Annotated in this window: 21 protein-coding genes; 12 read left to right on the plus strand and 9 right to left on the minus strand. The window is 66.0% G+C overall.

The window, feature by feature from the left end; translation table 11 throughout:
- Nucleotides 1-2: 2 nt before the first annotated feature.
- Nucleotides 3-1,370, plus strand: coding sequence for an LLM class flavin-dependent oxidoreductase (locus tag ACIIOY_RS06005; protein ID WP_411033725.1), 1,368 nt, complete (start codon nucleotides 3-5; stop codon nucleotides 1,368-1,370).
- Nucleotides 1,371-1,393: 23 nt separating this feature from the next.
- Here ACIIOY_RS06005 and ACIIOY_RS06010 read toward each other — a convergent pair whose 3' ends face one another.
- A complete protein-coding gene (locus ACIIOY_RS06010; protein ID WP_411033726.1) occupies nucleotides 1,394-1,744 on the minus strand; it encodes a putative quinol monooxygenase in 351 nt (116 codons plus the stop codon).
- A 78-nt stretch (nucleotides 1,745-1,822) separates the two neighbouring features.
- On the opposite strand from ACIIOY_RS06010, the gene ACIIOY_RS06015 reads away from it, so the two are divergent.
- From ACIIOY_RS06015 to ACIIOY_RS06040, 6 genes are all read left to right on the plus strand, one after another.
- Nucleotides 1,823-2,158, plus strand: a complete 336-nt coding sequence (locus tag ACIIOY_RS06015; protein ID WP_411033727.1) for an ArsR/SmtB family transcription factor — start codon at nucleotides 1,823-1,825, stop codon at nucleotides 2,156-2,158.
- Between the two features lie 270 nt (nucleotides 2,159-2,428).
- Nucleotides 2,429-3,175, plus strand: coding sequence for a transporter substrate-binding domain-containing protein (locus ACIIOY_RS06020; RefSeq protein WP_411033728.1), 747 nt, complete (start codon nucleotides 2,429-2,431; stop codon nucleotides 3,173-3,175).
- A gap of 65 nt (nucleotides 3,176-3,240) precedes the next feature.
- Nucleotides 3,241-4,896, plus strand: coding sequence for an amino acid ABC transporter permease (locus ACIIOY_RS06025; protein ID WP_411033729.1), 1,656 nt, complete (start codon nucleotides 3,241-3,243; stop codon nucleotides 4,894-4,896).
- On the plus strand, nucleotides 4,877-5,554 hold the full coding sequence (locus ACIIOY_RS06030) for an SDR family oxidoreductase (protein WP_411033730.1): 678 nt from the start codon (nucleotides 4,877-4,879) through the stop codon (nucleotides 5,552-5,554). The genes ACIIOY_RS06025 and ACIIOY_RS06030 overlap by 20 nt, the downstream gene beginning before the upstream one ends.
- Before the next feature lie 10 nt (nucleotides 5,555-5,564).
- Nucleotides 5,565-8,588 carry an aminotransferase class III-fold pyridoxal phosphate-dependent enzyme gene (locus tag ACIIOY_RS06035; RefSeq protein WP_411033731.1) on the plus strand — a complete coding sequence of 1,008 codons (3,024 nt, stop codon included), beginning with the start codon at nucleotides 5,565-5,567 and terminating at the stop codon, nucleotides 8,586-8,588.
- Between the two features lie 71 nt (nucleotides 8,589-8,659).
- Nucleotides 8,660-10,681: a beta-galactosidase gene (locus ACIIOY_RS06040; protein WP_411033732.1), complete on the plus strand. Its 2,022-nt coding sequence runs from the start codon at nucleotides 8,660-8,662 to the stop codon at nucleotides 10,679-10,681.
- Between the two features lie 32 nt (nucleotides 10,682-10,713).
- Here ACIIOY_RS06040 and ACIIOY_RS06045 read toward each other — a convergent pair whose 3' ends face one another.
- Nucleotides 10,714-12,657, minus strand: coding sequence for a glycosyltransferase family 2 protein (locus ACIIOY_RS06045; protein ID WP_411033733.1), 1,944 nt, complete (start codon nucleotides 12,655-12,657; stop codon nucleotides 10,714-10,716).
- A gap of 57 nt (nucleotides 12,658-12,714) precedes the next feature.
- On the opposite strand from ACIIOY_RS06045, the gene ACIIOY_RS06050 reads away from it, so the two are divergent.
- Nucleotides 12,715-13,599: a transporter substrate-binding domain-containing protein gene (locus ACIIOY_RS06050; protein ID WP_411033734.1), complete on the plus strand. Its 885-nt coding sequence runs from the start codon at nucleotides 12,715-12,717 to the stop codon at nucleotides 13,597-13,599.
- Between the two features lie 17 nt (nucleotides 13,600-13,616).
- Here the strand turns inward: ACIIOY_RS06050 and ACIIOY_RS06055 are convergent, their stop codons facing one another.
- Both ACIIOY_RS06055 and ACIIOY_RS06060 read right to left on the minus strand, forming a co-directional pair.
- Nucleotides 13,617-14,279, minus strand: a complete 663-nt coding sequence (locus ACIIOY_RS06055) for a S24 family peptidase (protein ID WP_411033735.1) — start codon at nucleotides 14,277-14,279, stop codon at nucleotides 13,617-13,619.
- Between the two features lie 93 nt (nucleotides 14,280-14,372).
- Nucleotides 14,373-15,278 (minus strand): DMT family transporter, encoded by a 906-nt coding sequence (locus ACIIOY_RS06060; protein WP_411033736.1) that lies wholly within the window; start codon nucleotides 15,276-15,278, stop codon nucleotides 14,373-14,375.
- Nucleotides 15,279-15,466: 188 nt separating this feature from the next.
- Between ACIIOY_RS06060 and ACIIOY_RS06065 the strand changes: the two genes are divergently transcribed.
- The 4 genes from ACIIOY_RS06065 (at nucleotide 15,467) to ACIIOY_RS06080 (ending at nucleotide 19,458) form a co-directional block, all read left to right on the plus strand.
- A complete protein-coding gene (locus tag ACIIOY_RS06065; protein ID WP_411033737.1) occupies nucleotides 15,467-16,348 on the plus strand; it encodes a DMT family transporter in 882 nt (293 codons plus the stop codon).
- A 114-nt stretch (nucleotides 16,349-16,462) separates the two neighbouring features.
- Nucleotides 16,463-17,959: a sensor histidine kinase gene (locus ACIIOY_RS06070; protein ID WP_411033738.1), complete on the plus strand. Its 1,497-nt coding sequence runs from the start codon at nucleotides 16,463-16,465 to the stop codon at nucleotides 17,957-17,959.
- Complete coding sequence (locus tag ACIIOY_RS06075) at nucleotides 17,956-18,402, plus strand: response regulator (RefSeq protein ID WP_411033739.1); 447 nt, start codon at nucleotides 17,956-17,958, stop codon at nucleotides 18,400-18,402. Before ACIIOY_RS06070 ends, ACIIOY_RS06075 begins: the two co-directional genes overlap by 4 nt.
- Nucleotides 18,403-19,458, plus strand: a complete 1,056-nt coding sequence (locus ACIIOY_RS06080) for a sensor histidine kinase (protein ID WP_411033740.1) — start codon at nucleotides 18,403-18,405, stop codon at nucleotides 19,456-19,458. It abuts the gene before it with no gap.
- 96 nt (nucleotides 19,459-19,554) lie between these two features.
- On the opposite strand, the gene ACIIOY_RS06085 is transcribed toward ACIIOY_RS06080, so the two are convergent.
- The 5 genes from ACIIOY_RS06085 to ACIIOY_RS06105 all read right to left on the minus strand — a co-directional run bounded on the left by ACIIOY_RS06085 (nucleotide 19,555) and on the right by ACIIOY_RS06105 (nucleotide 21,117).
- Nucleotides 19,555-19,731 carry a hypothetical protein gene (locus ACIIOY_RS06085; RefSeq protein WP_411033741.1) on the minus strand — a complete coding sequence of 59 codons (177 nt, stop codon included), beginning with the start codon at nucleotides 19,729-19,731 and terminating at the stop codon, nucleotides 19,555-19,557.
- Nucleotides 19,732-19,855: 124 nt separating this feature from the next.
- The gene (locus ACIIOY_RS06090; RefSeq protein WP_411033742.1) at nucleotides 19,856-20,083 is read right to left on the minus strand and encodes a hypothetical protein; all 228 of its coding nucleotides are present in this window, start codon (nucleotides 20,081-20,083) and stop codon (nucleotides 19,856-19,858) included.
- A gap of 69 nt (nucleotides 20,084-20,152) precedes the next feature.
- A complete protein-coding gene (gene rpsU / locus ACIIOY_RS06095) occupies nucleotides 20,153-20,389 on the minus strand; it encodes a 30S ribosomal protein S21 (RefSeq protein WP_411033743.1) in 237 nt (78 codons plus the stop codon).
- A 49-nt stretch (nucleotides 20,390-20,438) separates the two neighbouring features.
- Complete coding sequence (locus ACIIOY_RS06100; RefSeq protein WP_411033744.1) at nucleotides 20,439-20,729, minus strand: cold-shock protein; 291 nt, start codon at nucleotides 20,727-20,729, stop codon at nucleotides 20,439-20,441.
- Nucleotides 20,730-20,907: 178 nt separating this feature from the next.
- Complete coding sequence (locus ACIIOY_RS06105; protein WP_411033745.1) at nucleotides 20,908-21,117, minus strand: cold-shock protein; 210 nt, start codon at nucleotides 21,115-21,117, stop codon at nucleotides 20,908-20,910.
- Between the last annotated feature and the right edge of the window lie 381 nt (nucleotides 21,118-21,498).

Below are 21,498 nucleotides of genomic sequence, written 5' to 3' on the forward strand. Positions count from 1 at the left end.
TCATGAAGAAGCAGATCCTCCTGAACGCGTTCAACATGAACAGCGTCGGCCACATCAATCACGGCCTCTGGGCCCATCCGCGCGACCGGTCGAGCGACTACAAGACGCTCGGCTACTGGACCTCGCTGGCGAGGACCCTGGAGCGCGGCCTCTTCGACGGCATCTTCATCGCCGACATCATCGGCGTGTATGACGTCTATCAGGGGTCGGTCGACCTGACGCTGAGGGAATCGATCCAGCTTCCGGTGAACGACCCGCTGATGCTCGTTTCGGCCATGGCGGCGGTCACGCAAAATCTCGGTTTCGGCCTCACCGTCAACGCCAATGCCGAGCCGCCCTATACCTTCGCGCGGCGCATCTCGACGCTCGACCACCTGACGGGCGGGCGCATCGGCTGGAACATCGTTACCGGCTATCTCGACAGCGCGGCGCGAGCCATCGGGCAGGAATCGCTGACGGCGCATGACACGCGCTATGACCGCGTGGAAGACTACCTGGACGTGCTCTACAAGCTCTGGGAGGGAAGCTGGGAAGACGATGCGGTACGCGGCGACAAGGCTGCGCGCGTCTATGCCGATCCCGCCAAGGTGCGGCCGATCCGCCATGACGGTCCCTTCTACCGCGTAGAGGGCTATCACCTCGCCGAGCCGTCCCGTCAGCGCACGCCGGTCCTCTACCAGGCCGGCACGTCGGGCCGCGGCCGCCGTTTCGCCGCCCGCCATGCCGAATGCGTCTTCGTGACGGCGGTGGACAAGCAGGCCGCCCTCTCGACCGCGCGCACGCTGCGGGCGGAAGCCGTTGCGGCCGGCCGCGCGCCGCAGGACATCAAGATCTTCATCGGCATCTCCATCATTCCCGGGCGGACGGAGGCGGAGGCGCGCGACAAGCATCGCGATTATCTGGGCTACGCCAATCCCGAAGCGGGGCTCGCGCATTTTTCTGCAAGCACGGGCATCGACTTCTCCCGCTACGACCTGGACGATCCGATCGAATACGGCACGTCGAATGCCATCCAGTCGGCGACCGAACTTGCGAAGAAGAAGCAGTGGACCAAAAGGCAGCTGCTCGGCGAGCTTGCCCTCGGCGGGCGCTATCCGCTCCTCGTCGGCACCCCGGAGGCGATCGCCGACGAATTGGAAAGCTGGATCGACGAGGGCGGGATCGACGGCTTCAACCTGGCGCGCACCGTGACTCCGGAATGCTACGAGGATTTCGTCGATCTCGTCGTGCCGGTGCTGCAGGAGCGCGGCCGCTACAAGACGGCCTATGGCGGCACCAGCCTGCGCGACCGGCTCTTCGGCGCCGGCGACCGCCTTCCCGAGAACCATCCCGGCTCGGCGTTCCGGCTCGGCAGCCGGCAGCAGCGGTAAACGTCCCCGGCCGGGGCACGGCGTCAGGCCTGATAAGGGCTTGCCATGTGCAGCCAGCGGATTTCCATCTCTCCGGCGAGCAGCGTGTGCCGCCTTTCGAGGAAATCCTGCACGTAGGGCTGCAGCAGATGCGCCTTGAGATGGCCAACGCTTGCCCACACTTCGTAGAACACGAAAAGCTCCGGATCGGCCCGGTCGCGGTGCACGTGGTATTGCATCACGCCCTCTTCCCTGCGCGTCGGTCCGACAAGCGCGATCAGGGCGGCCTCCAGCGCTTCTGCTTTCCCGGCCTTGGCACGCGCCCGGCCCATAAGCGCGTATGGGCCTGTCTCGTTCGTCTCTTGTGCGGGAAGGTCAAGGATCATGCTCGACATGGTATCTCCTTTTGGTATGATAATGATCATACCTAGCAGAATAAAAGGTATGGTTCAATTCGTACCTTGAGGATTGTCATGGACAGCGAAGGCCACCCCAGCGAGGACGAGATCGTGCTGGGTGCCGTTTTGTCGGCGCTCGCCGATCCGTTGCGGCGCCGGGTTGTCATGGAATTGGCGAAGGCGCCGGCCGGGACGGAGCGCACCTGCGTGTCGTTCGGGCTTCCGGTCAGCAAGGCGACGCTGACGCATCATTTTCGCGTTCTTCGGGAGGCGGGGCTGATCCGCCAGGTCGATCGCGGCAACAGCCGGGCGGCGGCGCTGAGGCGCGAGGAGATCGACAGGCGCCTGCCCGGGCTGCTCGATCTGATCGTGGCGGAGCCCACGGAAACGGCTACGCCGCAAAGCGGATGAATGGCCTTTGCCGCGCTGTGAAGCAAAGGCCTGCCTGCCGTCCGAGAATCCCGCATCGGACCTTGTCACCACGGTCGATCCATAGCAGCGCATCCTGTCCAAGGTGTGCCGAGGCCTCGTCCATATCATGCAATAAAAACGTTTATATTTCATCTTGAAAACGTTTATATTCCTTGATACCGTCCATTCCAGGATGGAGGAGGATGCCTTGTCCGCGGGATTCATCGAGCGTTTGCCGCAGGCGGCGGCGCGATGGTTGAGGAGGAAGAGATGAAAAAATTCGCTGCAACACTTGTGCTTGCCGTTCTTGCGGCGGGCGTTGCCCATGCGGCCGATCTCGGCGGCAAGCTCCTGAAGGTCGGGTCAGACACGACCTCGCCGCCGATGGAGAGCGTCGATCCCGCGACCGGCCAGATCGTCGGCTTCGACGTCGACGTGGTCAATGCCGTCTGCGCCAAGATCAACTGCCAGGCCGAATTCGTGACGACCGGCTGGGACGGCATCTTCGCCGCGCTCGACCAGGGCAGTTTCGACCTGGTGGCCTCGGGCGTCTCGATCACGGACGAGCGCAGGAAGGCGATGGACTTCACCGATCCATACATCGTCAACAGCCAGGCCGTGCTGACGCGTGCCGAGGACGAGGGCATCACGCTCGAAAAGTTCAAGGCCGAAGGCAGGAAGCTCTCCGCCCAGGCCAACACGACGGACGCGCAGGTCGCCGAAGGCGTCGTCGGCAAGGAAAGCGTCGTCGCCTATGACAGCTTCAGCGCCGCCATCATCGCGCTCAGGAACAGGGACGTCGACGGCGTCGTGATCAACGGCGCGAACGCCGCCGCCTATGAGCGCGAGTTTGCCGGCGAGCTCGTCGCCTCCATCAAGGACCTCGAATCCGATCCGCTCGGCCTCGTCTTCCGCAAGGGCGACGAGAATGTCGCGGCCTTCAACGAAGGCCTCAAGGCGATCCGGGACGACGGCACGCTCGACCAGCTCATCGCCAAGTACTGGGGCCTCAAGTAAGAAGTCTTGCCGGAAGTGCTGCCCGAGCGCCTCCGGCTCTCGTCGAATGTGCCCCGGAGGCCGGAATGTCGTTCGTCAGAAGCGTGAGGCCTAGCAACCTGGTGATCCTCGCCGCGCTGCCCTTCATCGTCTATCTGTTCGCCTCTTCGGGCGATTACCAGCGTTCGCTGCGTGCCATCCTCGGCATAGAGCCGGGTTCGGGCGCGCTCGTGCCGGGCTTCCTGCTGCTGGCGATTGCCTTTTCCGCCGGTTTTGCCGTTCTCGTCCTGTCGCGTGCGAAGGTGGCACGGCCGCGCCTGACGATCGCGGCCGGCTTCGTCGGCCTCGTCGCGACGGCGGCCATCCTCGCCGGCGATTTCGTCCATCCCTTCATCGCTTCCGTGGTCGCGAACGGCGTCGATCCGTTCAAGTCGCACCTCGTCGTCAAGGGTGTCACGCCTCGCCAGTTGACCGAGGCTGCCGACCTCATGGTGCGCGGGGTTGAAGCCTGGCTGTGGCCGGTCTATGCGGTGCTGCTGCTTGCCGGCCTTGCCCTCGCCTTTGCCGGCAGCCGCGCGCCCGTTCCGGCCGAAAGCCCCGCCCGCCGGGCAGGCGCCTGGCTGCTTGGCCTGGTCAACGGCGCGGGCCTCGCCTTCGTCTTTCTCTTCGCGCATCTCGCCTTCGTCTCGGGTCTCGCCACGACCATCCGCGCCGCCATCGCCGCCTATATCCTCGCGGCCATCCTCGGCCTTGTCTGGGCCGGCCTCCTGAAGCTGCGCTACACGCGCCAGAGCCTCCTCCTCTTCGCGGGCATGACCGCCGTCTTCGCCGGGCTCTCCTGCTGGTTCCTCATGCAGCCGCGCGACGGCTACGTGCTGGCCGGCACGCTGGAGGGCAAGATCGGCATCGTCACCAACACGCCGTCCGGCCTGATCGGCGCCGTACGCTTCGGCCAGTACGAGGGAGGGCCGCAGAACGAGACGCCGGTGCGCACCTTCGTCACCCCGGACCAGGCGATCGAAGCCGTCGGCCGGAAGGAGGATGTCAGCGGTGCGCTACTGTCGGCCGCGTCCGTTCCCGCGGACTGGCCGCACCTCTGGCAGGTCGAGGCGCTGAACGACCGCGACCGCGCGGCCGGCATCGCCTTCGCCGTCATCGCCATCCTCGTCGGCCTCCTGACCTTCGGCGGGTTCCTGCATCGCCGCCATCCGCTGTCGATCGGCTCGGAATTCGTCGTCGATACGATCCGCGGCATCCCGATGCTCGTCATCGTGCTCTATGTCGGCCTGCCGCTCTCCGGCGCGCTGAAGGATGCGACGGCCGGCGTCTTCGACCCGCCGAACCTCGTGCGCGGCATCGCCGCCATGGCGCTCGCCTATTCGGCCTATCTCGCCGAGATCTTCCGTTCGGGCATCAACGCCATTCCCGCCGGCCAGATCGAGGCGGCGGCAAGCCTCGGGCTCAATCGCTGGCAGACCGCGCGGCTCGTCATGCTGCCTCAGGCCTTCCGCATCGTCATCCCGCCGCTCGGCAACGAGCTGATCGCGATCCTGAAGGACACCTCGCTGCTCTCCATCCTGTCGATCCGCGACATCACGCAGCGCATGCGAGAGTTCCAGTCGGCAAGCTTCCTGCCCTTCGCGCCCTATAACTCGGCGGCGATCCTCTACATCCTTTTGACGCTGGCTGCCGCAAGCCTCATCAGCCTGATCGAGAAGAAATATGACGTCAAACACCGTTGACAGGGGAACCGTCCTCGTGACCGGCGCCTCGCGCGGGCTCGGCAAGGCGCTCGCCGCCCTCTATGCGGCAGACGGCTTCCGCGTCATCGCCTGCATGCGGCAGGCGGCAGCCGGCGCCGAGCCGCTCGACGTCGCGGACGCGGCTTCGATCGCCGCGCTCGGCGAAAGGCTGGAGGGCGAACCGGTCGACATCGTCATCAACAATGCCGCGATCCGCGGCGACACCGGCGGCCTCGCCTCGCTCGAAACGGAGAATTTCTTGGAGGTCATGCGCATCAACGCGCTGGCCCCGCTGCTCGTTGCCCGTGCACTCCGGTCCAATCTCCTTGCGGGGAGCCGCAAGGTCCTCGTCAATATCGGCAGCCGCGCCGGCTCGCTGGCGGAGGGCACGATGGACGACGCGGACGGCGACTACGCCTATCGCTGCTCCAAGGCGGCGCTCAACATGGCGACGCTAACACTCGCTCGGGATTTGCGTGCGGACGGCATCGCCGTCATATCGCTGCATCCCGGCTGGGTACGAACGGACATGGGCGGGGCGGAAGCTGCGGTCGACGTGCGGGAGAGCGCGGCCGGCCTGAAGGCCCTGATCGACGGAACGACAATGGCCGAGACCGGAAGCTTCCGGGCTTACGACGGCCGAACGGTAGCATGGTGAGGAAACGGCGATGACCGAAACGACGGAACGGCCCGGCGAGGCGGCGGCAATCGCAACGCTGCTGCGGGACAGCTACGGCATTGCCGGCACGATCACCCCGCTGCCCGGCGAACACGACCTCAACTATTGCGTCGAGGCGAAGGACGGGGCGCGCTACCTGCTCAAGCTGCAAGTTCCGGGCGATGCGGACGACCTTGCCATGCAGGTCGCCGTGCTGGATCATCTTGCGAAAACGGCGCCGCATCTTCCCGTCTCCCGCGCCGTGCCGGCCCGGACGGGCGCGCGAACCGTCGCCGCCGATATTCGCGGCCCGCGCAGCGCGCGCCTCCTCACCTGGCTGCCGGGCGGCACCTGGTCGCGCGCGCCGGTGCGCGGAGAAGAGAGCGTCGCCACGCTCGGCAGGCTGCTCGGCGAACTCGACCGCAGCCTCGAAGGCTTTGACCATCCCGGCGCGCGCCGCCTCTATCCCTGGGACATTGGTCGGGCCGGCATGCACCTCGACAATCTCCGCTTCATCGACGATGCCGAAAAGCGCGTGGTCGTGGAGGCCATCCTGCAGCGTTTCGTCGCCGAGGTCTTGCCGCGCCTCGAAGCCTGCCCGCGCCAGATCATCCACAACGATGCCAACGACTACAACGTGCTGCTCGATGCCGCCGGGCGCGTCAGCGGCCTGCTCGACTTCGGCGACATGGTGGAGACCTTCCGCGTTGTCGAGATCGCGGTCGCCGGCGCCTATGCGCTGATCGGCACGCCCGATCCGGTCGAGACCATCGGCCGCCTCGCCGCCGCCTATCATGCCGTCAATCCCGTCAGCGAGACGGAGGCGGCACTGGTCTTCGACCTCGTCTGCACGCGCTATGCGGTCAGCATGTGCATGGCAGCCCGGCAGATCCGCGACAACCCGGAAAACGCCTATCTTCTGGTGAGCCAGGCGGACGTCTGGCGCGAGCTCCGGCGCCTGCAAGCGGAGAACCGGGCGCTCGCCGTCGCCCGCATCCGCGATGCCTGCGGCTTCGCGCCGGTGGCGCACGCGGCGCGCGTCGAGCGCTGGCTGGAGCGCAATGCCCACGATTTCGCCCCCGTCATCCGCCCGGCGGTCGCAAGGCCGAAGGTGCTGGCCCTCGATCTCACCGCATCGGGTCCCGACGCGGCCGCCTGGGCATCGCTGGACGCGGACGGCGCCGAACGGCTGATCGGGGCGCGCGTAAAGGAAGCCGGCGCGGATTTCGCCATCGGCCTCTACGGCGAGGATCGCGCCGTCTACAAGGGCGAGGCCTTCGAGATGCCCGGCGCGCGCCGTACCGTGCACCTCGGCATCGACCTCTTCGCTCCGGCCGGCGAGCCGGTGCACGCGCCCTTTGCCGGCAAGGTCGCCTTCATCCACGACGACGCGGTCGACTACGGCTTCGGCCCGACGGTCCTTCTCGAACATCGCACCGGCGAGGGCGATGTCTTCTGGACGCTCTATGGGCATCTCTCCCGCCGGAGCGTCCAGAAGCTCTCTGCCGGCCAGCCGGTCGCCAAGGGCGAGGCCTTCGCCGCCTTCGGTGCGGCGTCGGAGAACGGCAACTGGTCGCCCCACCTGCATTTCCAGGTCGTCACCGACCATCTCGGCCTCGAGGGGCGCATGCACGGCGTCGGCGTGCGCGACCGGTGGCAGGTCTGGCGGGCGGTGAGCCCGGACCCGAGCGTGGTCTTCGGCTTTTCCGTGCCCGCCTCTGTCATCGTGGCGCGCGACAAGGATTTCCTGGTGCGCGAACGCCATCGCCGCATCGGCCGCTCGCTCTCCATCGCCTATTCGGCCGCGCCTCTGAAGATCGTCGGCGGCGAGGGCGCCTATCTCATCGACGAGGAGGGCACGCGCTGGCTCGACATGGTCAACAATGTCTGCCACGTCGGCCATTGCCACCCGCGCGTCGTCCGGGCCGCGCAGGCGCAGATGGGAAAGCTCAACACCAATTCGCGCTACCTGCACGATTCGCTGGTGGAATATGCCCGCCGGCTTGCCGCGCTCTTTCCCGATCCGCTCAACGTCTGCTTCTTCGTCAACTCGGGCAGCGAGGCGAACGACCTCGCGATCCGGCTGGCGCGCGCCTATACCGGCAACCGCGACATCATCACGGTCGACCATGCCTATCACGGGCACCTTTCGAGCCTGATCGACGTCAGTCCCTACAAGTTCGCCGGCAAGGGCGGCGAGGGCTGCCCGCCCCATGTGCGCGTCGCCGAAATGCCGGACCTCTACCGCGGCCGCTTCCGCTACGGCGACGCCGATGCCGGCAGGAAATATGCCGAGGACGTGCGCCTTGAGGTCGAGGCGTTGGCGGCGGAAGGTCGCCGTCCGGCGCTGTTCTTCAGCGAAGGTATCCTCGGCACCGGCGGCCAGCTCACCCTGCCGGAAAACTACCTGAAGGAAGCCTACTCCCACGTGCGGGCGGCGGGCGGCCTTTGCCTTGCGGACGAGGTGCAGGTCGGCTTCGGCCGCGTCGGCAGCCATATGTGGGCGCATGAGACGCAGGGCGTGGTGCCGGACATCGTGACGATGGGCAAGCCCATCGGCAACGGTCATCCCATGGCCGCCGTCGTCACCACGAAGGCCATCGCCGCCGCCTTCGCCAACGGCATGGAATATTTCAACACCTTCGGCGGCAATCCCGTCTCCGCCGAGATCGGCCTCGCCGTGCTCGACGTCATCCGCGACGAACGGCTGATGCATCATTGCAAGGTGGTCGGAGACCGGCTGATGGCGGGCGCCCGCGTGCTTGCGGAGCGCCATCCGATCATCGGCGACGTGCGCGGCCACGGCCTCTTCAACGGCATCGAGCTGGTGCGCGACCGCAAGACCCTGGAGCCTGCTGCGGAGGAACTGGACCTTGTCATCGCCGAGATGAAGCAGAGGCACCGCATCCTGCTTTCCAGCGAGGGCCCCCACCATAACGTCCTGAAGGTGAAGCCCCCGGCGCCCTTCAGCGCGGAGGATTGCGACCGCTTCCTCGCCGCCCTCGACGAAACGCTCGCCGCGCTCGCCCGCTGAGGGCGGCCGGACAAAATTTGACGCGCGATAGAAACGTTTACGTCGCGCTGGAATGACAAGGACAGAACACCGTGCATAAGCCGCTCGCCAAACAGAACCGCTTCGACGCCGGCCGGCAGGAGAAAGGCATGCTGGAGCTTGGCGTCTGCTACTATCCGGAGCAGTGGCCGCGCGCGAAATGGGACGAGGACGCTCGCCGCATGGTCGAGCTCGGCCTTGCCTGGGTGCGCATCGGCGAGTTCGCCTGGTCGCATATCGAGCCGCAGTCCGGTGTCTTCCGCTGGGAATGGCTGGACGAGGCGATCGAGGTGCTCGGCTGCGCCGGCCTCAAGGTCATCCTCGGCACGCCGACCGCGGCGCCGCCGAAATGGCTGGTCGACCGCTATCCGGATATCCTGCCCGTCGATCAGCGCGGTGTCGTGCGCAAGTTCGGCGCGCGCCGGCACTACTGCTTTTCCAGCCGCCGCTACCGTATGGAAGCCGCCCGCATCACCGAGGCCATGGTGCGCCGCTATGGCGAAAACCCCTTCGTGCACGCCTGGCAAACCGACAACGAATACGGCGACCACGACACGATCCACAGCTACTCGGACGAGGCGAGGCTTGCCTTCCGCGAATGGCTCGCGGCCCGCTACGGCACGATCGACGCGATGAACCGCGCCTGGGGAACCACGTTCTGGAGCATGCATTACAACAGCTTCGACGAGGTGGACCTGCCGAACAACCTTGTCGAGGAGCCGACTCCGACCCATCTCGTCGATTATTTCCGCTTTTCCTCCGACCAGGTGAAGAGCTTCAACAAGGCGCAGGTCGACCTCATCCGCCGCCATTCGCCCGGCCGCCCGGTCACGCACAACTTCATGTCCCAGAACACCGACTTCGACCACTACAAGGTCGGCGAGGACATCGACATCGCTTCCTGGGATGTCTATCCCATGGGTGGCCTCGTCAACGGACGCCTCAGTGCGGAGGAGAAGGCGCGGTATCTCCGCGTCGGCGATCCGGACCAGCCTGCCTTCAACCACGATCTCTACCGTGCCGTCGGCCGCGGCCGTGTCTGGGTGATGGAGCAGCAGCCCGGTCCGGTCAACTGGGCCGCCCACAACCAGTCGCCCGCCGACGGCATGGTGCGCCTGTGGACCTGGCTCGCCTACGCCCATGGCGTCGACATGGTCTCCTATTTCCGCTGGCGCCAGGCGCCCTTCGCGCAGGAGCAGTTCCACGCGGGCCTCCTGCTGCCGAACAGCGACGTGGACCAGGGCTATCTGGAGGTCGCGCAGGTGGTCGAGGAAATGGCGTGCCTTCCCGAGGGCGAGGTCAGGCAAAAGGCGTCCGTCGCGATCCTGCTCGACTACGAATCCCGCTTCGCCACCCGCGCCTTGCCGCAGGGCCGGGGCTATGTCGCTTCCGCCATCGCGCTGGACTGGTATTCCGCCGTCGCCCGCCTCGGCGTGGACGTGGATTTCATCGGCCAGCATTCGGATCTTTCGGGCTACCGGCTGGTGCTGGCGCCCGATCTCGTCATCCCGGATGCCGACTTCGTCGCGCGGCTGAAGGCCTCCGGCGCCAAGGCGCTGTTCGGTCCGCGCAGCGGCAGCAAGACGCGCGACATGCACATTCCCGCCGACCTGCCGCCCGGTCCGCTCGCCGAACTCCTCGATTTCCGCGTCACGCGCGTCGAATCCCTGCCCGACTTCCACAGCGAGCCGGTGCTTTACGGCAATACGCGCCACGCCGTGACCGGCTGGCGCGAACTGATCCGCACGAACGAGACGGTGCTCGCGGCTTTCGAGGGCGAACATCGTCCCGGCTCCCCGGCGATCATCGGCAACGACCGGACACGGTATGCCGGCACGTTGCCGCGCGGCGAGTTCCTCTTGAAGCTGATGGGCGACACGCTCGGCTGGGCCGGCGTCGCAAGCCTGCCCGACCTCGGTGACCTCAGGCTTGCCCGCCGCGGGCGGCTGCATTTCGCCTTCAACTACGGCGCCGGCCATGCCGCCGTGCCGGCCGCCGCCGCTGCCACCTTCCTTGTCGGCGGCAGGGAGCTTGCCCCGGCGGACGTGGCGATCTGGACGGAAGACGGCGCCTGACCCATGGGATCGGATGACGGGCGCCGGGAAGTCTACCCGGCATCCGTCACGGTTTGGTGCTGCACCTTCGGCTGCGCCGGGCGATGGGCCGTCTTGTTCCAGAAGAACGGGTTGCTGTGCAGCTCGCGCACCGCGCGCCAGGCAGCCAGCGAGATAAGCAGCCAATAGGCGGGCGTCAGCATCCAGCGCAACCCTACCGCAAGCCGTTCCCGCAGCGTCATGCCGACGCGCCCGAGCGCGATGAAGGCAAGGTAGCTCCCGACGATGTTGACGAAGTCGAGGACCAACAGGCTCATATCGAGCGCGCCGAAGGAGGCCTGCTGCACGGCGAGGCGCCAGGTGACGATGCCGACATAGGCGAACAGGAGCGGGTGCGCCAGGGAGGAAAGGATGAGGCCGCCCACCAGCACCTGGAGAAGGAGGCTCGGTCCGAGCCCGATGCTCCTGACGAGTTGGATAGGTTGGCGCATCAGCACGAGCCAGGTCTGCAGCCAGCCCTTGAACCAGCGGGTGCGTTGGCCGAGCCAGGCGCGGATTTCCGTCGGGGCCTCCTCATAGGTCGGCCGGCTGATGACGCCGCAGCGATAGCCGCGCCGGTAGAGCCTGAGGCCGAGATCGGCATCTTCGGTGACGTTGTAGGGGTCCCAGCCGCCCGTCTCCTGCAGCACCCGCGTGCGGAAATGATTGGACGTGCCGCCGAGCGGCATCGGCATGCGGATGCCGGCCAGGAACGGCAGCAAGCCGCGAAAGAGGCCGGCATACTCGACCGCGAAGAGGGCGCTGATCCAGCTTTCCCGCGCATTGGTGATGATCAACGGCGCCTGGAGGCAGGCGACATCGGGCGGTCCGGCCTCGAACGTCCGCCACGCTTCTTCCAGTTGCAGCGGATCGATGCGATCCTCCGCATCGTAGATCACGAGATAGTCGCCGCGCGCGGCGCCCAGCGCGTAGGTCAGCGCCTTCGGCTTCGTGCGCGGCCGGCCGGGTGGAACCTTGATCACTTCGTATTGCGGGCCGAGCGGGGCTGCGGCGAGGGCATCGAGGGTCTCCTTGTCGTCCGCCTCGCAGATCAGCTTGATGTCGAGGCAGGCCACCGGCCATTCGAGACGGTCCAGCGTTGCAACGAGCTGCGGCACGACCGCGGCCTCGCGGTAGAGCGCGACGAAGACGGAATAGACCGGGCGCCGGCCGATTGGCGGCACCGGCCGCGGGCGCCGCTTCTCCCGCCACTTGGCCGCCAGGGCATAGAGGCGGACGACCACCGTGGCCAGAAAGAACAGGCCAAGCGCGATGTGCAGGGTGCGCAGGATGAGCAACGGTGCCATCATGAGCAGCATGAAGATGGATGTCAGGATCGTGCCGAGATAGAAGCCCTGCCGTCCCCACAGGGTGATGCGGGCGCTCGCTTCGGGCGCGGCGTTGAAAAGCTGGTCGACCGTCTCGCGCAGCCGCCGCTCATGGCCGGCCCGCCAGAGCGCCTCCCGCATGGCGGCGGGCGTGGTTGCAACCATTATCGAGCGCAGCGGCGGAGCAAGGCGCAGGCGTTCGCCGATCTCCTCGAGGCGGTCCGCGCTCGGCACGATCGCCGTCAGCGGCGCCCGGCCGTGCGGGCGGAGCCGGATGGCGGTCGGTGCGACGAGCTGGGTATCGACCCCGGGAAGATCCTCGACTTCCGCCGGGTCGAGCGTGCGCATGAAGGGAATGCCGAGAAGTTCCGCAAGCGCCTCGTAGTAGATGTCCGGCGCGACCGCGCCGCTTGCGAGCAGTTCCGTCTCCAATGACGTGCCATGCTGGTTGGCGCGTACCAGCATCGCGGAAATGAGAGGCTTGGAAAGGCCAAGCCGGCGGCAGAGCCGCGCTTCCCGCATCAACCGCGCCGGGATCCGGCATTCTTCCGCAGGCACGGCCAGCTGCGCCGGCACGATGCCGATTGCAGTGGCGAAAGCGACGTCGTCGGGATATTCTGCCAATCGCATTCGGTCTTCGTCGCCGTGTCAACGGCTGCGCCCCATTGAAACTCCAAGTTGATAATAATGCGGCAAAATAGAATTGCATCCTTAAAATTGCGCGGGCTTTCTTTTGCACTCTGCCTGCTTGTGGCGGGAACGAATCCGCTTGCCGCGCCGGCCCAGGATCGTAGAGCGGTCGACCTGCCCATTCTCTTCGACACCCGCGAGCGCATCGCCCGGCCGGACCTTTCCGGCATCGTCCGCCTTCGTTTCCTGACGACAGTGGATTTTCCGCCGTTCAATTTCATCGATCAGACCGGCAAACTCGCCGGCTTCCATGTCGACCTCGTGCGCGAGATCTGCCGGGAGCTTGCGTTGACGGAAAAGTGCCAGATCCAGGCGGTGACCTTCCCGGAGCTGGAAAAGGCGCTGGTCGACGGCAATGGCGAGGCGGTCGCCGCGGGCATTGCCGTTACCGCGGATCTGCGGAAGCGCTTCGCCTTCTCGCGCCCCTTCATGCGTCTTCCGGCCCGCTTCGCGGTGGCCAGGAAGGCGCCGCCAGCCGGCGAGACGGCGGCGGCGCTCGAGGGCAGGCGGGTGGGTGTCGTGGCGGCCAGCGCGCACGAGGCGATGCTGAAGGCCTTCTTCCCGCGGCTGCAGGCGCAGGCCTTCCCGGACCGGGCAGCGCTGCTCGCCAGCCTGAAGGACGGCAAGGTGGATGCGGTCTTCGGCGACGGCATGCAGCTCGCCTTCTGGACGAGCGGCTCGGAATCGGCCGGCTGCTGCCGCCTTTTCGACGGTCCCTACGTTTCGGAACGGTTCCTCGGCGAGGGGCTGACGATCATGGTGCGCAAGCAGGACGAGGCACTGGCCGAAGCGGTGGACCACGCGCTTCTGGCGCTCTCGCGCAACGGCCGGCTGCAGGAAATCTACCTGCGCTATTTCCCGGTCAACCTCTATGGCGGCTGATATAAGTAATCTCTTACTTACTGGCTTGCCCAGATGATGCGGGCGATCCAGTCGATTTCGGCCATGTCGAAATTGCGGTTGGGATGTTCCGGATTGATCGAGACGAGCTCGATCGTACGGGGGCTCTGGCGGTGCAGCACCTTGGCCATGACCTCGCCCTCGCGGGTCTTGACGACGACCCGGTCGCCGCGGCGCACCTGCGCGCCCGGTTCGACGATCAGCACGTCGCCGTCGCGGTAGAGCGGCAGCATGCTGTCGCCCTGCACCTCCAGCGCATAGACGCCGGCCTTGCGGTCCGGCGAGGCAGGAAATTCGACGACGTCCCAGCCCTGGCCGGCCGGAAAGCCGCCGTCGTCGAAAAAGCCGCCGGCGCCGGCCTGGGCGAAGCCGAGCAGGGGAATGGTGCCCGCCTGCGGCGGAAAGGCGCCCTGCGGCAGGGCGGCGTCGCGCGCGGGGTCGGACAGCATGAAGAACTCGTCGATGGACGCGCCCGTCGCGTCGAGCACCTTGGCGATCGATTCCGTCGAGGGCCAGCGCTGGCGACCGTCCGGCCCCTGCCGCTTCGACTTGTTGAAGGATGTCGGGTCGAGGCCGGCGCGGCGGGCAAGGCCGGACGGGGAGAGGCGGTGGCGCTCGGCGAGGGCGTCGATCGCCGCCCAGATCCGGTCGTGGGAAAACATGCTGCGAAACCCTGCCAAGGCGGCGGCCGGCCGATGCCGGTCCGATTGACCGGAAGCATACCGAAGGACGTTTCCCGAGTAAAGGAAAAAGGATTATATTCCTGTATCGTTCCTGCCGCTATTTTCCCGCGCCCGCCGGCGGGTCACGACGCTTTCGCGCCAGATGGTGAAGATGCCGGCGCCGACGACGATCGCGGAGCCTGCGACCGTGTTGAGGTTCAGCGTCTCGCCGAAGACGGTGATGCCGATGATCGCCGCCAGCACGACCTGGAGATAGGTGAGCGGCTGCACGGCCGCCGCATCGAGCAGGTCGTAGGCGCGGATCAGGAAATAGTGGCTCGACATGCCGGTGATGCAGAGCAGGCCCATCCAGAGCCAGTCGACGGGCAAAAGATTGGTCCAGAAGAACGGGCCGACGAGCGAGATCGCGGCCGCCCCGGCGACGCCGATGTAGAAGAAGCTGGTCGAGGCCGCATCGTCGCGGCTGACGAGGCGCGTCACGATGACGTAGACCGCAAACATCAGCGCGGCGGCGAGCGGCAGCAGGACGCTCGCGTCGAACGAGCCGCCAACGGGATTGAGGATGATCAGCACGCCGCAGAGGCCGACGCCGATCGCCGTCCAGCGCCGCCAGCCGACCCGCTCGCCGAGCAGCGGCATGGACAGCAGCGCCACGAAGATCGGTCCCGAGGCGAGGATCGCCTGGGAGTGGGCAAGGCCCACCGTGGTGAAGGCGGTGATGGTGACGACGATCTGGAAGGCGAGGAGGGTGCCGCGCAGGACCTGCAGGATCGGCCGCTTCGTCGCCGCCGCTGCCCTCAGCCCGCCCGGACTGCGCGCGCCCAGCACCATCGCGAAGGCGCCGAAGGCCCAGAAGCGCAGCATGGCGATGAAGACAGGCGGATAGGCGCTGCCGAGATGTTTCGAGATGGCGTCCTGCAGGCTGAAGATCAGGATCGCAAGCAGGGTGAAGACGTAGCCGAGTCGTTTGGAGTCCATGGCCCGCGCATATACCCGTCCCGGCCTGCTTGCACGCCCAAACTTGTACGCGGGCGGACATTTCGCGGTTGGCAGCACGGCGGGCAGGAAAAGTTTCCTGCCCCCGTGATTTTCAGCCACTTTCGCCGGGACCTGCGGCGCGCTATCAAGGAAAGGCGCGGCCCTGCCCGCGTTTCGAGGTTCCTTCCGTGCAAAAGACCGTCTCTTCCGGCATTCTGCTGACGTCCTTCGCCTATTTCCTGTTCTCCTTGCAGGATGCGTCGGTCAAATGGCTCGTCGTGGCCCTGCCGGTCTGGCAGATCCTGTTCGTGCGCAGCGTGACGATCTTCGCGCTTTGTCTCGCCTTCGGCGGACGTCCGATCATGCGGGCCGCCCGCCATTCGCCGGTGCTGAAGCCGCTCTTCCTGCGCAACCTCCTGCTTCTCGCCGCCTGGCTTTCCTACTACACGGCGGCGCGCGACCTCGGCCTCGCCGAACTGACAACGCTCTATTATGCCTCTCCCATCGTCATGACGGTCCTCTCCGTGCCGATCCTCGGCGAGAAGGTGCCGGGCTACCGCTGGCTTGCCGTCGCCGTCGGCTTCATCGGCGTGGTCGTCGCCTGCGGGATCGCGGCGAAGGGACTCACGCTGTCGCTGCCCGTCTGTCTCGCCCTGCAGGCCGCCGTTTTCTGGGCGATCGCGACGGTGCTGCTGCGCAAGACGGCCCTGCACGAACGCACGCAGGTGCAGATGACCATTTCGAGCGGCTTCTTTCTCCTGCTCACGGCGCTCGTCATGCCCTTCGTCTGGCAGCCGGTGTCGGTCGTCGACCTTCTCCTGATGTCGGGCACGGGCGTGCTCGCCGGCATCGGCCAGTTCGCGATGTTCGAAGGCATGCGCCGTGCGCCGGTTTCCGTGCTCGCGCCTTTCGAATATACCTCGCTTGTCTGGGCCTTCGCGCTCGGCTACCTCATCTGGAGCGATATTCCCGGTTCGAACGTGTTCGTCGGTGCAGCGCTGATCTTTTCCGCAGGCATGATCATCATCGCCAACGAACGCTTCGCGGGGCGCTTGCGCATCCGGCTGTGAGTTAAGTGGCGAAACAACCAAAAGAATTCCCTTTTAGGCCGTTCTGATCGGTTGCAAGCGGATACCATAACGATATTGTCGCCGTCCTGTGGACGGCTCTAACCGGGGAATGGAATGCCGATATCGAATGCCGCATTCGTGCGCTCGACCCTCATCCTGCTGATCGCAGGCATGATCGCGTTGCTCGGCATCGTCGGCACCTCGCTCTGGCTTGCCGGCAAGGTAGAGACCTATTTCTCCGGCTTCGTGGAGGTGCGCGAGGCGCGTCGTGCGTCCTCCGACCTCTTGTCCACCCTGAAGGACGCGGAAACGGGCCAGCGCGGCTTCGTCATCACCGGCGATGCCGCCTTCCGGGCACCCTATGACGATGCCTTGCGGGCCGTGGCCGAGCAGCGAAGGGCGTTCATCGAGAAGGCGACGGCCGTGCCCCGGTATGCCGCCCGGGCCGAGGTGGTCGACCGGCTGGTCAAGGAGAAGCTCGCCGAGCTTGCCGAGACCGTCGAGGCCGTGGAGGAGGGACGCCAGGCGGATGCCATCGCGCAGGTCAAGACCGACCGCGGCCGCGTGATCATGGAGCAGCTTCGCGCCGAGCTCGGCGCCATCATGGACGATACGGACCGGCAGCTGCAGGAGGGCATCGCCGATACGCTCTGGTCCGCCGGCGCGCTGCAATGGACGACGGTGATCGGAGCGATCGCCATCGTCGGCGTGCTTGCCGGCGCGGCCGCCGTCGTTGCCAAATATACTCGCGACATCATTACTGCGCGCCGCGAGGTGGAGACCCTGAACACCACGCTGGAACAGCGGGTGGACGAGCGGACGGAAGAACTGATCCGTGCCAACCAGGAGGTCCAGCGCTTCGCCTATATCGTCACGCACGACCTGCGCGCGCCGCTCGTCAATATCATGGGCTTCACCAGCGAGCTGCAAGCCTCGCTCTCCGCCATCCAGGCCTATGTGCTCGCCGACGGCAAGGTGCCGAGCGAGGACGATGTCCTCGAAGCCCGCCGCGCGGCGGCCGAGGACCTGCCGGAGGCGATCGGCTTCATCCGCTCCTCCACCAAGAAGATGGACGGGCTCATCAACGCCATCCTGAAAATCTCGCGCGACGGGCGGCGGGAGCTGAAGATCGAGCGCGTGAACCTCAAGGCGCTGGCCGAGGCCGGCGCCGCGGCGGTCACCCACCAGGTCAGCGAATCCGACGGTGAGATCGCCATCGACGACGCCCTGCCGACCGTCATATCCGACCGGCTGTCGCTGGAGCAGGTCTTCGGCAACCTGTTCGACAATGCGATCAAGTACCGCTCGCCCGAGCGGCCGCTGCGCATCTCCGTCAGCGCCCGCAATGCCGGCCGGAACGGCGTCGTCGTCGAATTTGCCGACAACGGCCGCGGCATCGCGGCGGAAGACCACGAACGCATCTTCGAGCTCTTCCGCCGTTCGGGCACGCAGGACAAACCCGGCGAAGGCATCGGCCTTGCGCATGTGCGTTCACTGATGCGCAATCTCGGCGGTGATATCGTCGTCCGATCGGAACTCGGGCAGGGGACGACCTTCGTGCTTCGTCTGCCGCCCGACCTCAGCAAAGTAGTCAGGAGTATGCAGGCATGAACGGACTGGGTAAGGAAGTCACCATCGTCATGGTCGAGGACGACGAGGGCCATGCGCGCCTCATCGAGAAGAACATCCGCCGCGCCGGCGTACACAACGAGATCGTGCCCTTCACCAACGGCACGGACGCGCTCGACTTCGTGCTCGGCAAGGACCGGTCCGGCCTCGCCAGCGCCGGAAAGTTCCTCCTGATCCTGCTCGACCTCAACCTGCCGGACATGTCGGGCATCGACATCCTGCAGAGGATCAAGTCCAATTCCCACACCAAGCGCCTGCCGGTCGTCATCCTGACGACAACGGACGACGAGCGGGAAATCCAGCGCTGCTACGATCTCGGCGCCAACGTCTACATCACCAAGCCGGTCGAATACGAGAGTTTCGCCCATGCGATCCGCCAGCTCGGCCTGTTCTTCTCCGTGATCCAGATTCCCGAGACCCCGTAAATGAAGGAAGGCCCCGTCCGCATCCTCTACATCGACGACGATCCGATCCTCGCGCGGCTCACCCAGCGCGCGCTCGGCCGTCTCGGCTACGAGGTGCTGCATGCGGAAGACGTGGAGCGCGGCCGCGCGCTGCTTGCCGGGGGCGGCATCGATGCCGTCGTGCTCGACCACTTCCTGCAATCCGGCACGGGGCTCGCCTTCCTGAAGGAGCTCATCGATGCGCCGGGCGCCGTCCCGGTGGTCTACGTGACGGGCTCGAACGACGCCCAGGTCGCCGTCGAGGCGCTGAAGGCGGGGGCGGCGGACTATGTCATCAAGTCGGTCGGCGACGATTTCATGCCGCTGCTTGCCAATGCGCTCGGCCAGGCGCTGGAGAACGCCGCGCTGAAGCGCGCCAAGCTCAGGGCCGAGCAGGAGATCCGCGCCGCCAAGGAGCGGGCCGAGGTGCTGCTCGCCGAGGTGAACCACCGCGTCGGCAATTCGCTGGCGCTCGCCGCCGCGCTCATCCGCCTGCAGATGTCGAGCGCGACCGACGAGGCGGTCAGGGAGGCGCTCTCCGAAACGCAGGCGCGCATCACCGCCATCGCCGGCATCCACCGGCGCCTCTATACGTCCGAGGACGTGCGCCATGTCGACATGGGCGCCTATCTCTCGACGCTGCTCTCCGAGCTCGATGCCTCGATGCAGGGCCAGGGCCGCAACGTGCGCCTCAACCGCACGCTCGAGCCGCTGCACGTGCCGACCGACCGGGCCGTCTCGCTCGGCGTCATCGTCACGGAACTCGTCACCAACGCCTTCAAGTATGCCTATGGGGAGGCTGGCGGCGAGGTGCGCGTCGGCTTCACCCGGCTGGATGCGGAAAATGCCCTGCTCTTCGTCGAGGACGACGGTATCGGCTGGCGCGGCGAAGGCCCCGTGCGTGGCACCGGCCTCGGCTCGAAGATCATCGGCGCCATGGCCGGCAGCCTCGGCGCCAGGCTCGACTATGTCGCCCGCGCCGTCGGCACGCGCGCCGAACTGCTGGTGCGCACGACGGAAGCCTCGCGGCCGGTATAGCGAGGCCTTTGCATCCCGGGACGGGCCGAAACCCATCATCACGGCAAAAACCCCGGATGCGGGGACATCCGGGGCTTCGGGAGATTGGCGGCTGCGTTACTTGCAGACCTTGATCTTCTTGATGATCACGTTGCCGTAGTAGTCGTAGGACTTCACCTTCTTGACGAAGCAGTGCGGCTTGTAGCCGTAGCTGTAGTAGCCGGCCTGCGAGGGGGCGGCGAAGGAAACGGCGGCGATGGCTGCGATGGCGGCGGAAACGATGATCTTGCGCATGGGTCTCTCCTGATCGGCTGGGGATGAGCCTCTCTCATCCGGTGATCAGAAGGTCGCACATCCCCCTTCCCGACGCTGTTCCCGACGGAACAGGCGCGTTGAAAGCGGCCTTGCGGCGAAGGGCCTATGCCTTCTTCGGGGTCGGGGCGCGCTTGCGGCTCTTTTTCTGGGCTGGCGGGGCGGGGTCTTCCGCCTGCTGCTGCAAGCGCATCTCGCGCAGGCGCGCGGTCTTCTTCTCCCGCGCGGTCGCTTCCAGCGCGATGATTCCGCGCGCGGTCTCGTCCGTCGCCGCCGCCTTGTCACGGGCGGAAAGCTTGGCGGGCTTGAAGAATTGTTCCTTGGTCGCGGTCATGACCTCTCCTTTCCTGGCGCGGTGCGCAACGGTATTCCAAGCCTTTGCAGATGCAAAGCCGGAAGTGCCTCAGCGGGTCCGGAGCGCTTTCTTGGGGGCGGGAAGCAGGCCCTCGCGCTGCATCTTCTTGCGGGCGAGCTTGCGCTGGCGGCGGACGGCCTCGGCTTTTTCGCGGGTCCGCTTTTCCGACGGCTTCTCGTAGGCGCTGCGGGCCTTCATCTCGCGGAAAAGGCCTTCGCGCTGCATCTTCTTCTTGAGGACGCGAAGCGCCTGGTCGACATTGTTGTCTCTGACGAGAACCTGCAAGGTATGTCCTTTCGTTCGCGGCCGGTGCCGCATTCAGGGGGGTATTTCGCTACTTGCCGATGCGGATGCTCGACGGTTTCAGCCAGGGGCCTGCCTTGCCGGATGTGGCCGCCACCGCGGTTTCGCGTGGCAAGGGGGCAGCGCTTTCATCCGCGTCGATGTCGCTGTGGACGATGCGCCGCTCGAAGGTCTCCCCTTCAAGCCGCACGCGGTACTGGACCTCGCCGTGATCGGCGGGCAGGATGCCGGCGATCCGGCACACCCGCGCGCCCGTCGCCGTGCGGGACAGGCCGGCCTTCAGGACGACATGGTCGCCGACGCCATAGGTTTTCCGGCTCATGGCTTTCTCCTTCATGGGCGTCCGCAACGCTTCTTGCGCGATGCGTGCGCCGCTCCGCACTCTTCTGGATGGACCCAATCGAAACAAAAAGGCCGGGCGTTACCCCGACCTCTTCCCGTCATTCGAACTCTCCGCTGCCAGTACATCCGTGGTCAGCGGGGAGGAACGACAATCTGCTTCAAGCGGCGCGAAGGTTGTCGGCCGAGCTCTTGCCGGACTTGCGGTCGCGGACGATCTCGTAGCTGATCTTCTGGCCTTCAGCGAGCGAGCCGAGGCCCGCACGCTCGACAGCCGAGATATGCACGAACACGTCGGTCGCGCCGTCGTCAGGCTGGATGAAGCCGAAACCCTTGGTGCTGTTGAACCACTTTACGGTACCTGAATTCATAACGATAACCTTTCCATCGTTAGTGTAATCGGACGATATTTTGTCCGTTATTGATCGATCTTGAAAGGAAATCTGACAGAGCCTGAAGGCTCGAAGACAAAGGTCGCAAGCAATTTTCGATAGGCTCTATATAAAGTTTATTTTGAAAAACGCAATGGTTGGCAGAGATTTTTCTGGAAGCGGCTGGCGAGAATGCCGGAAAATACGGAAATCCGCTGATTTCGTTCCCAACCGAATTTTCCTTTTTGGAGGATTTATCTTTGCGGGAATGGACCGCAGCGGATCGCCGCCATCGACGAAGAGCCAACCGCCCGGGACAAGGGCCTCAGCGATCCGTGCCCGGGCGGCAGTTCCCGCGTCATGGCGGGGGAAGAAGGCGGC

It is taken from the genome of Shinella agrisoli (assembly GCF_046557955.1).
Classification (GTDB): Bacteria; Pseudomonadota; Alphaproteobacteria; order Rhizobiales; family Rhizobiaceae; genus Shinella.

Excerpts from the sequence above, each read along its gene's own strand:
- ACIIOY_RS06005 (WP_411033725.1), top strand. The coding sequence starts at position 3 with ATGAAGAAGCAGATCCTCCTGAACGCGTTCAACATGAACAGCGTCGGC.
- ACIIOY_RS06010 (WP_411033726.1), bottom strand. The coding sequence starts at position 1,744 with ATGTCGAGCATGATCCTTGACCTTCCCGCACAAGAGACGAACGAGACA.
- ACIIOY_RS06015 (WP_411033727.1), top strand. The coding sequence starts at position 1,823 with ATGGACAGCGAAGGCCACCCCAGCGAGGACGAGATCGTGCTGGGTGCC.
- ACIIOY_RS06020 (WP_411033728.1), top strand. The coding sequence starts at position 2,429 with ATGAAAAAATTCGCTGCAACACTTGTGCTTGCCGTTCTTGCGGCGGGC.
- ACIIOY_RS06025 (WP_411033729.1), top strand. The coding sequence starts at position 3,241 with ATGTCGTTCGTCAGAAGCGTGAGGCCTAGCAACCTGGTGATCCTCGCC.
- ACIIOY_RS06030 (WP_411033730.1), top strand. The coding sequence starts at position 4,877 with ATGACGTCAAACACCGTTGACAGGGGAACCGTCCTCGTGACCGGCGCC.
- ACIIOY_RS06035 (WP_411033731.1), top strand. The coding sequence starts at position 5,565 with ATGACCGAAACGACGGAACGGCCCGGCGAGGCGGCGGCAATCGCAACG.
- ACIIOY_RS06045 (WP_411033733.1), bottom strand. The coding sequence starts at position 12,657 with ATGCGATTGGCAGAATATCCCGACGACGTCGCTTTCGCCACTGCAATC.
- ACIIOY_RS06050 (WP_411033734.1), top strand. The coding sequence starts at position 12,715 with ATGCGGCAAAATAGAATTGCATCCTTAAAATTGCGCGGGCTTTCTTTT.
- ACIIOY_RS06055 (WP_411033735.1), bottom strand. The coding sequence starts at position 14,279 with ATGTTTTCCCACGACCGGATCTGGGCGGCGATCGACGCCCTCGCCGAG.
- ACIIOY_RS06060 (WP_411033736.1), bottom strand. The coding sequence starts at position 15,278 with ATGGACTCCAAACGACTCGGCTACGTCTTCACCCTGCTTGCGATCCTG.
- ACIIOY_RS06070 (WP_411033738.1), top strand. The coding sequence starts at position 16,463 with ATGCCGATATCGAATGCCGCATTCGTGCGCTCGACCCTCATCCTGCTG.
- ACIIOY_RS06075 (WP_411033739.1), top strand. The coding sequence starts at position 17,956 with ATGAACGGACTGGGTAAGGAAGTCACCATCGTCATGGTCGAGGACGAC.
- ACIIOY_RS06080 (WP_411033740.1), top strand. The coding sequence starts at position 18,403 with ATGAAGGAAGGCCCCGTCCGCATCCTCTACATCGACGACGATCCGATC.
- ACIIOY_RS06085 (WP_411033741.1), bottom strand. The coding sequence starts at position 19,731 with ATGCGCAAGATCATCGTTTCCGCCGCCATCGCAGCCATCGCCGCCGTT.
- ACIIOY_RS06090 (WP_411033742.1), bottom strand. The coding sequence starts at position 20,083 with ATGACCGCGACCAAGGAACAATTCTTCAAGCCCGCCAAGCTTTCCGCC.
- ACIIOY_RS06100 (WP_411033744.1), bottom strand. The coding sequence starts at position 20,729 with ATGAGCCGGAAAACCTATGGCGTCGGCGACCATGTCGTCCTGAAGGCC.
- ACIIOY_RS06105 (WP_411033745.1), bottom strand. The coding sequence starts at position 21,117 with ATGAATTCAGGTACCGTAAAGTGGTTCAACAGCACCAAGGGTTTCGGC.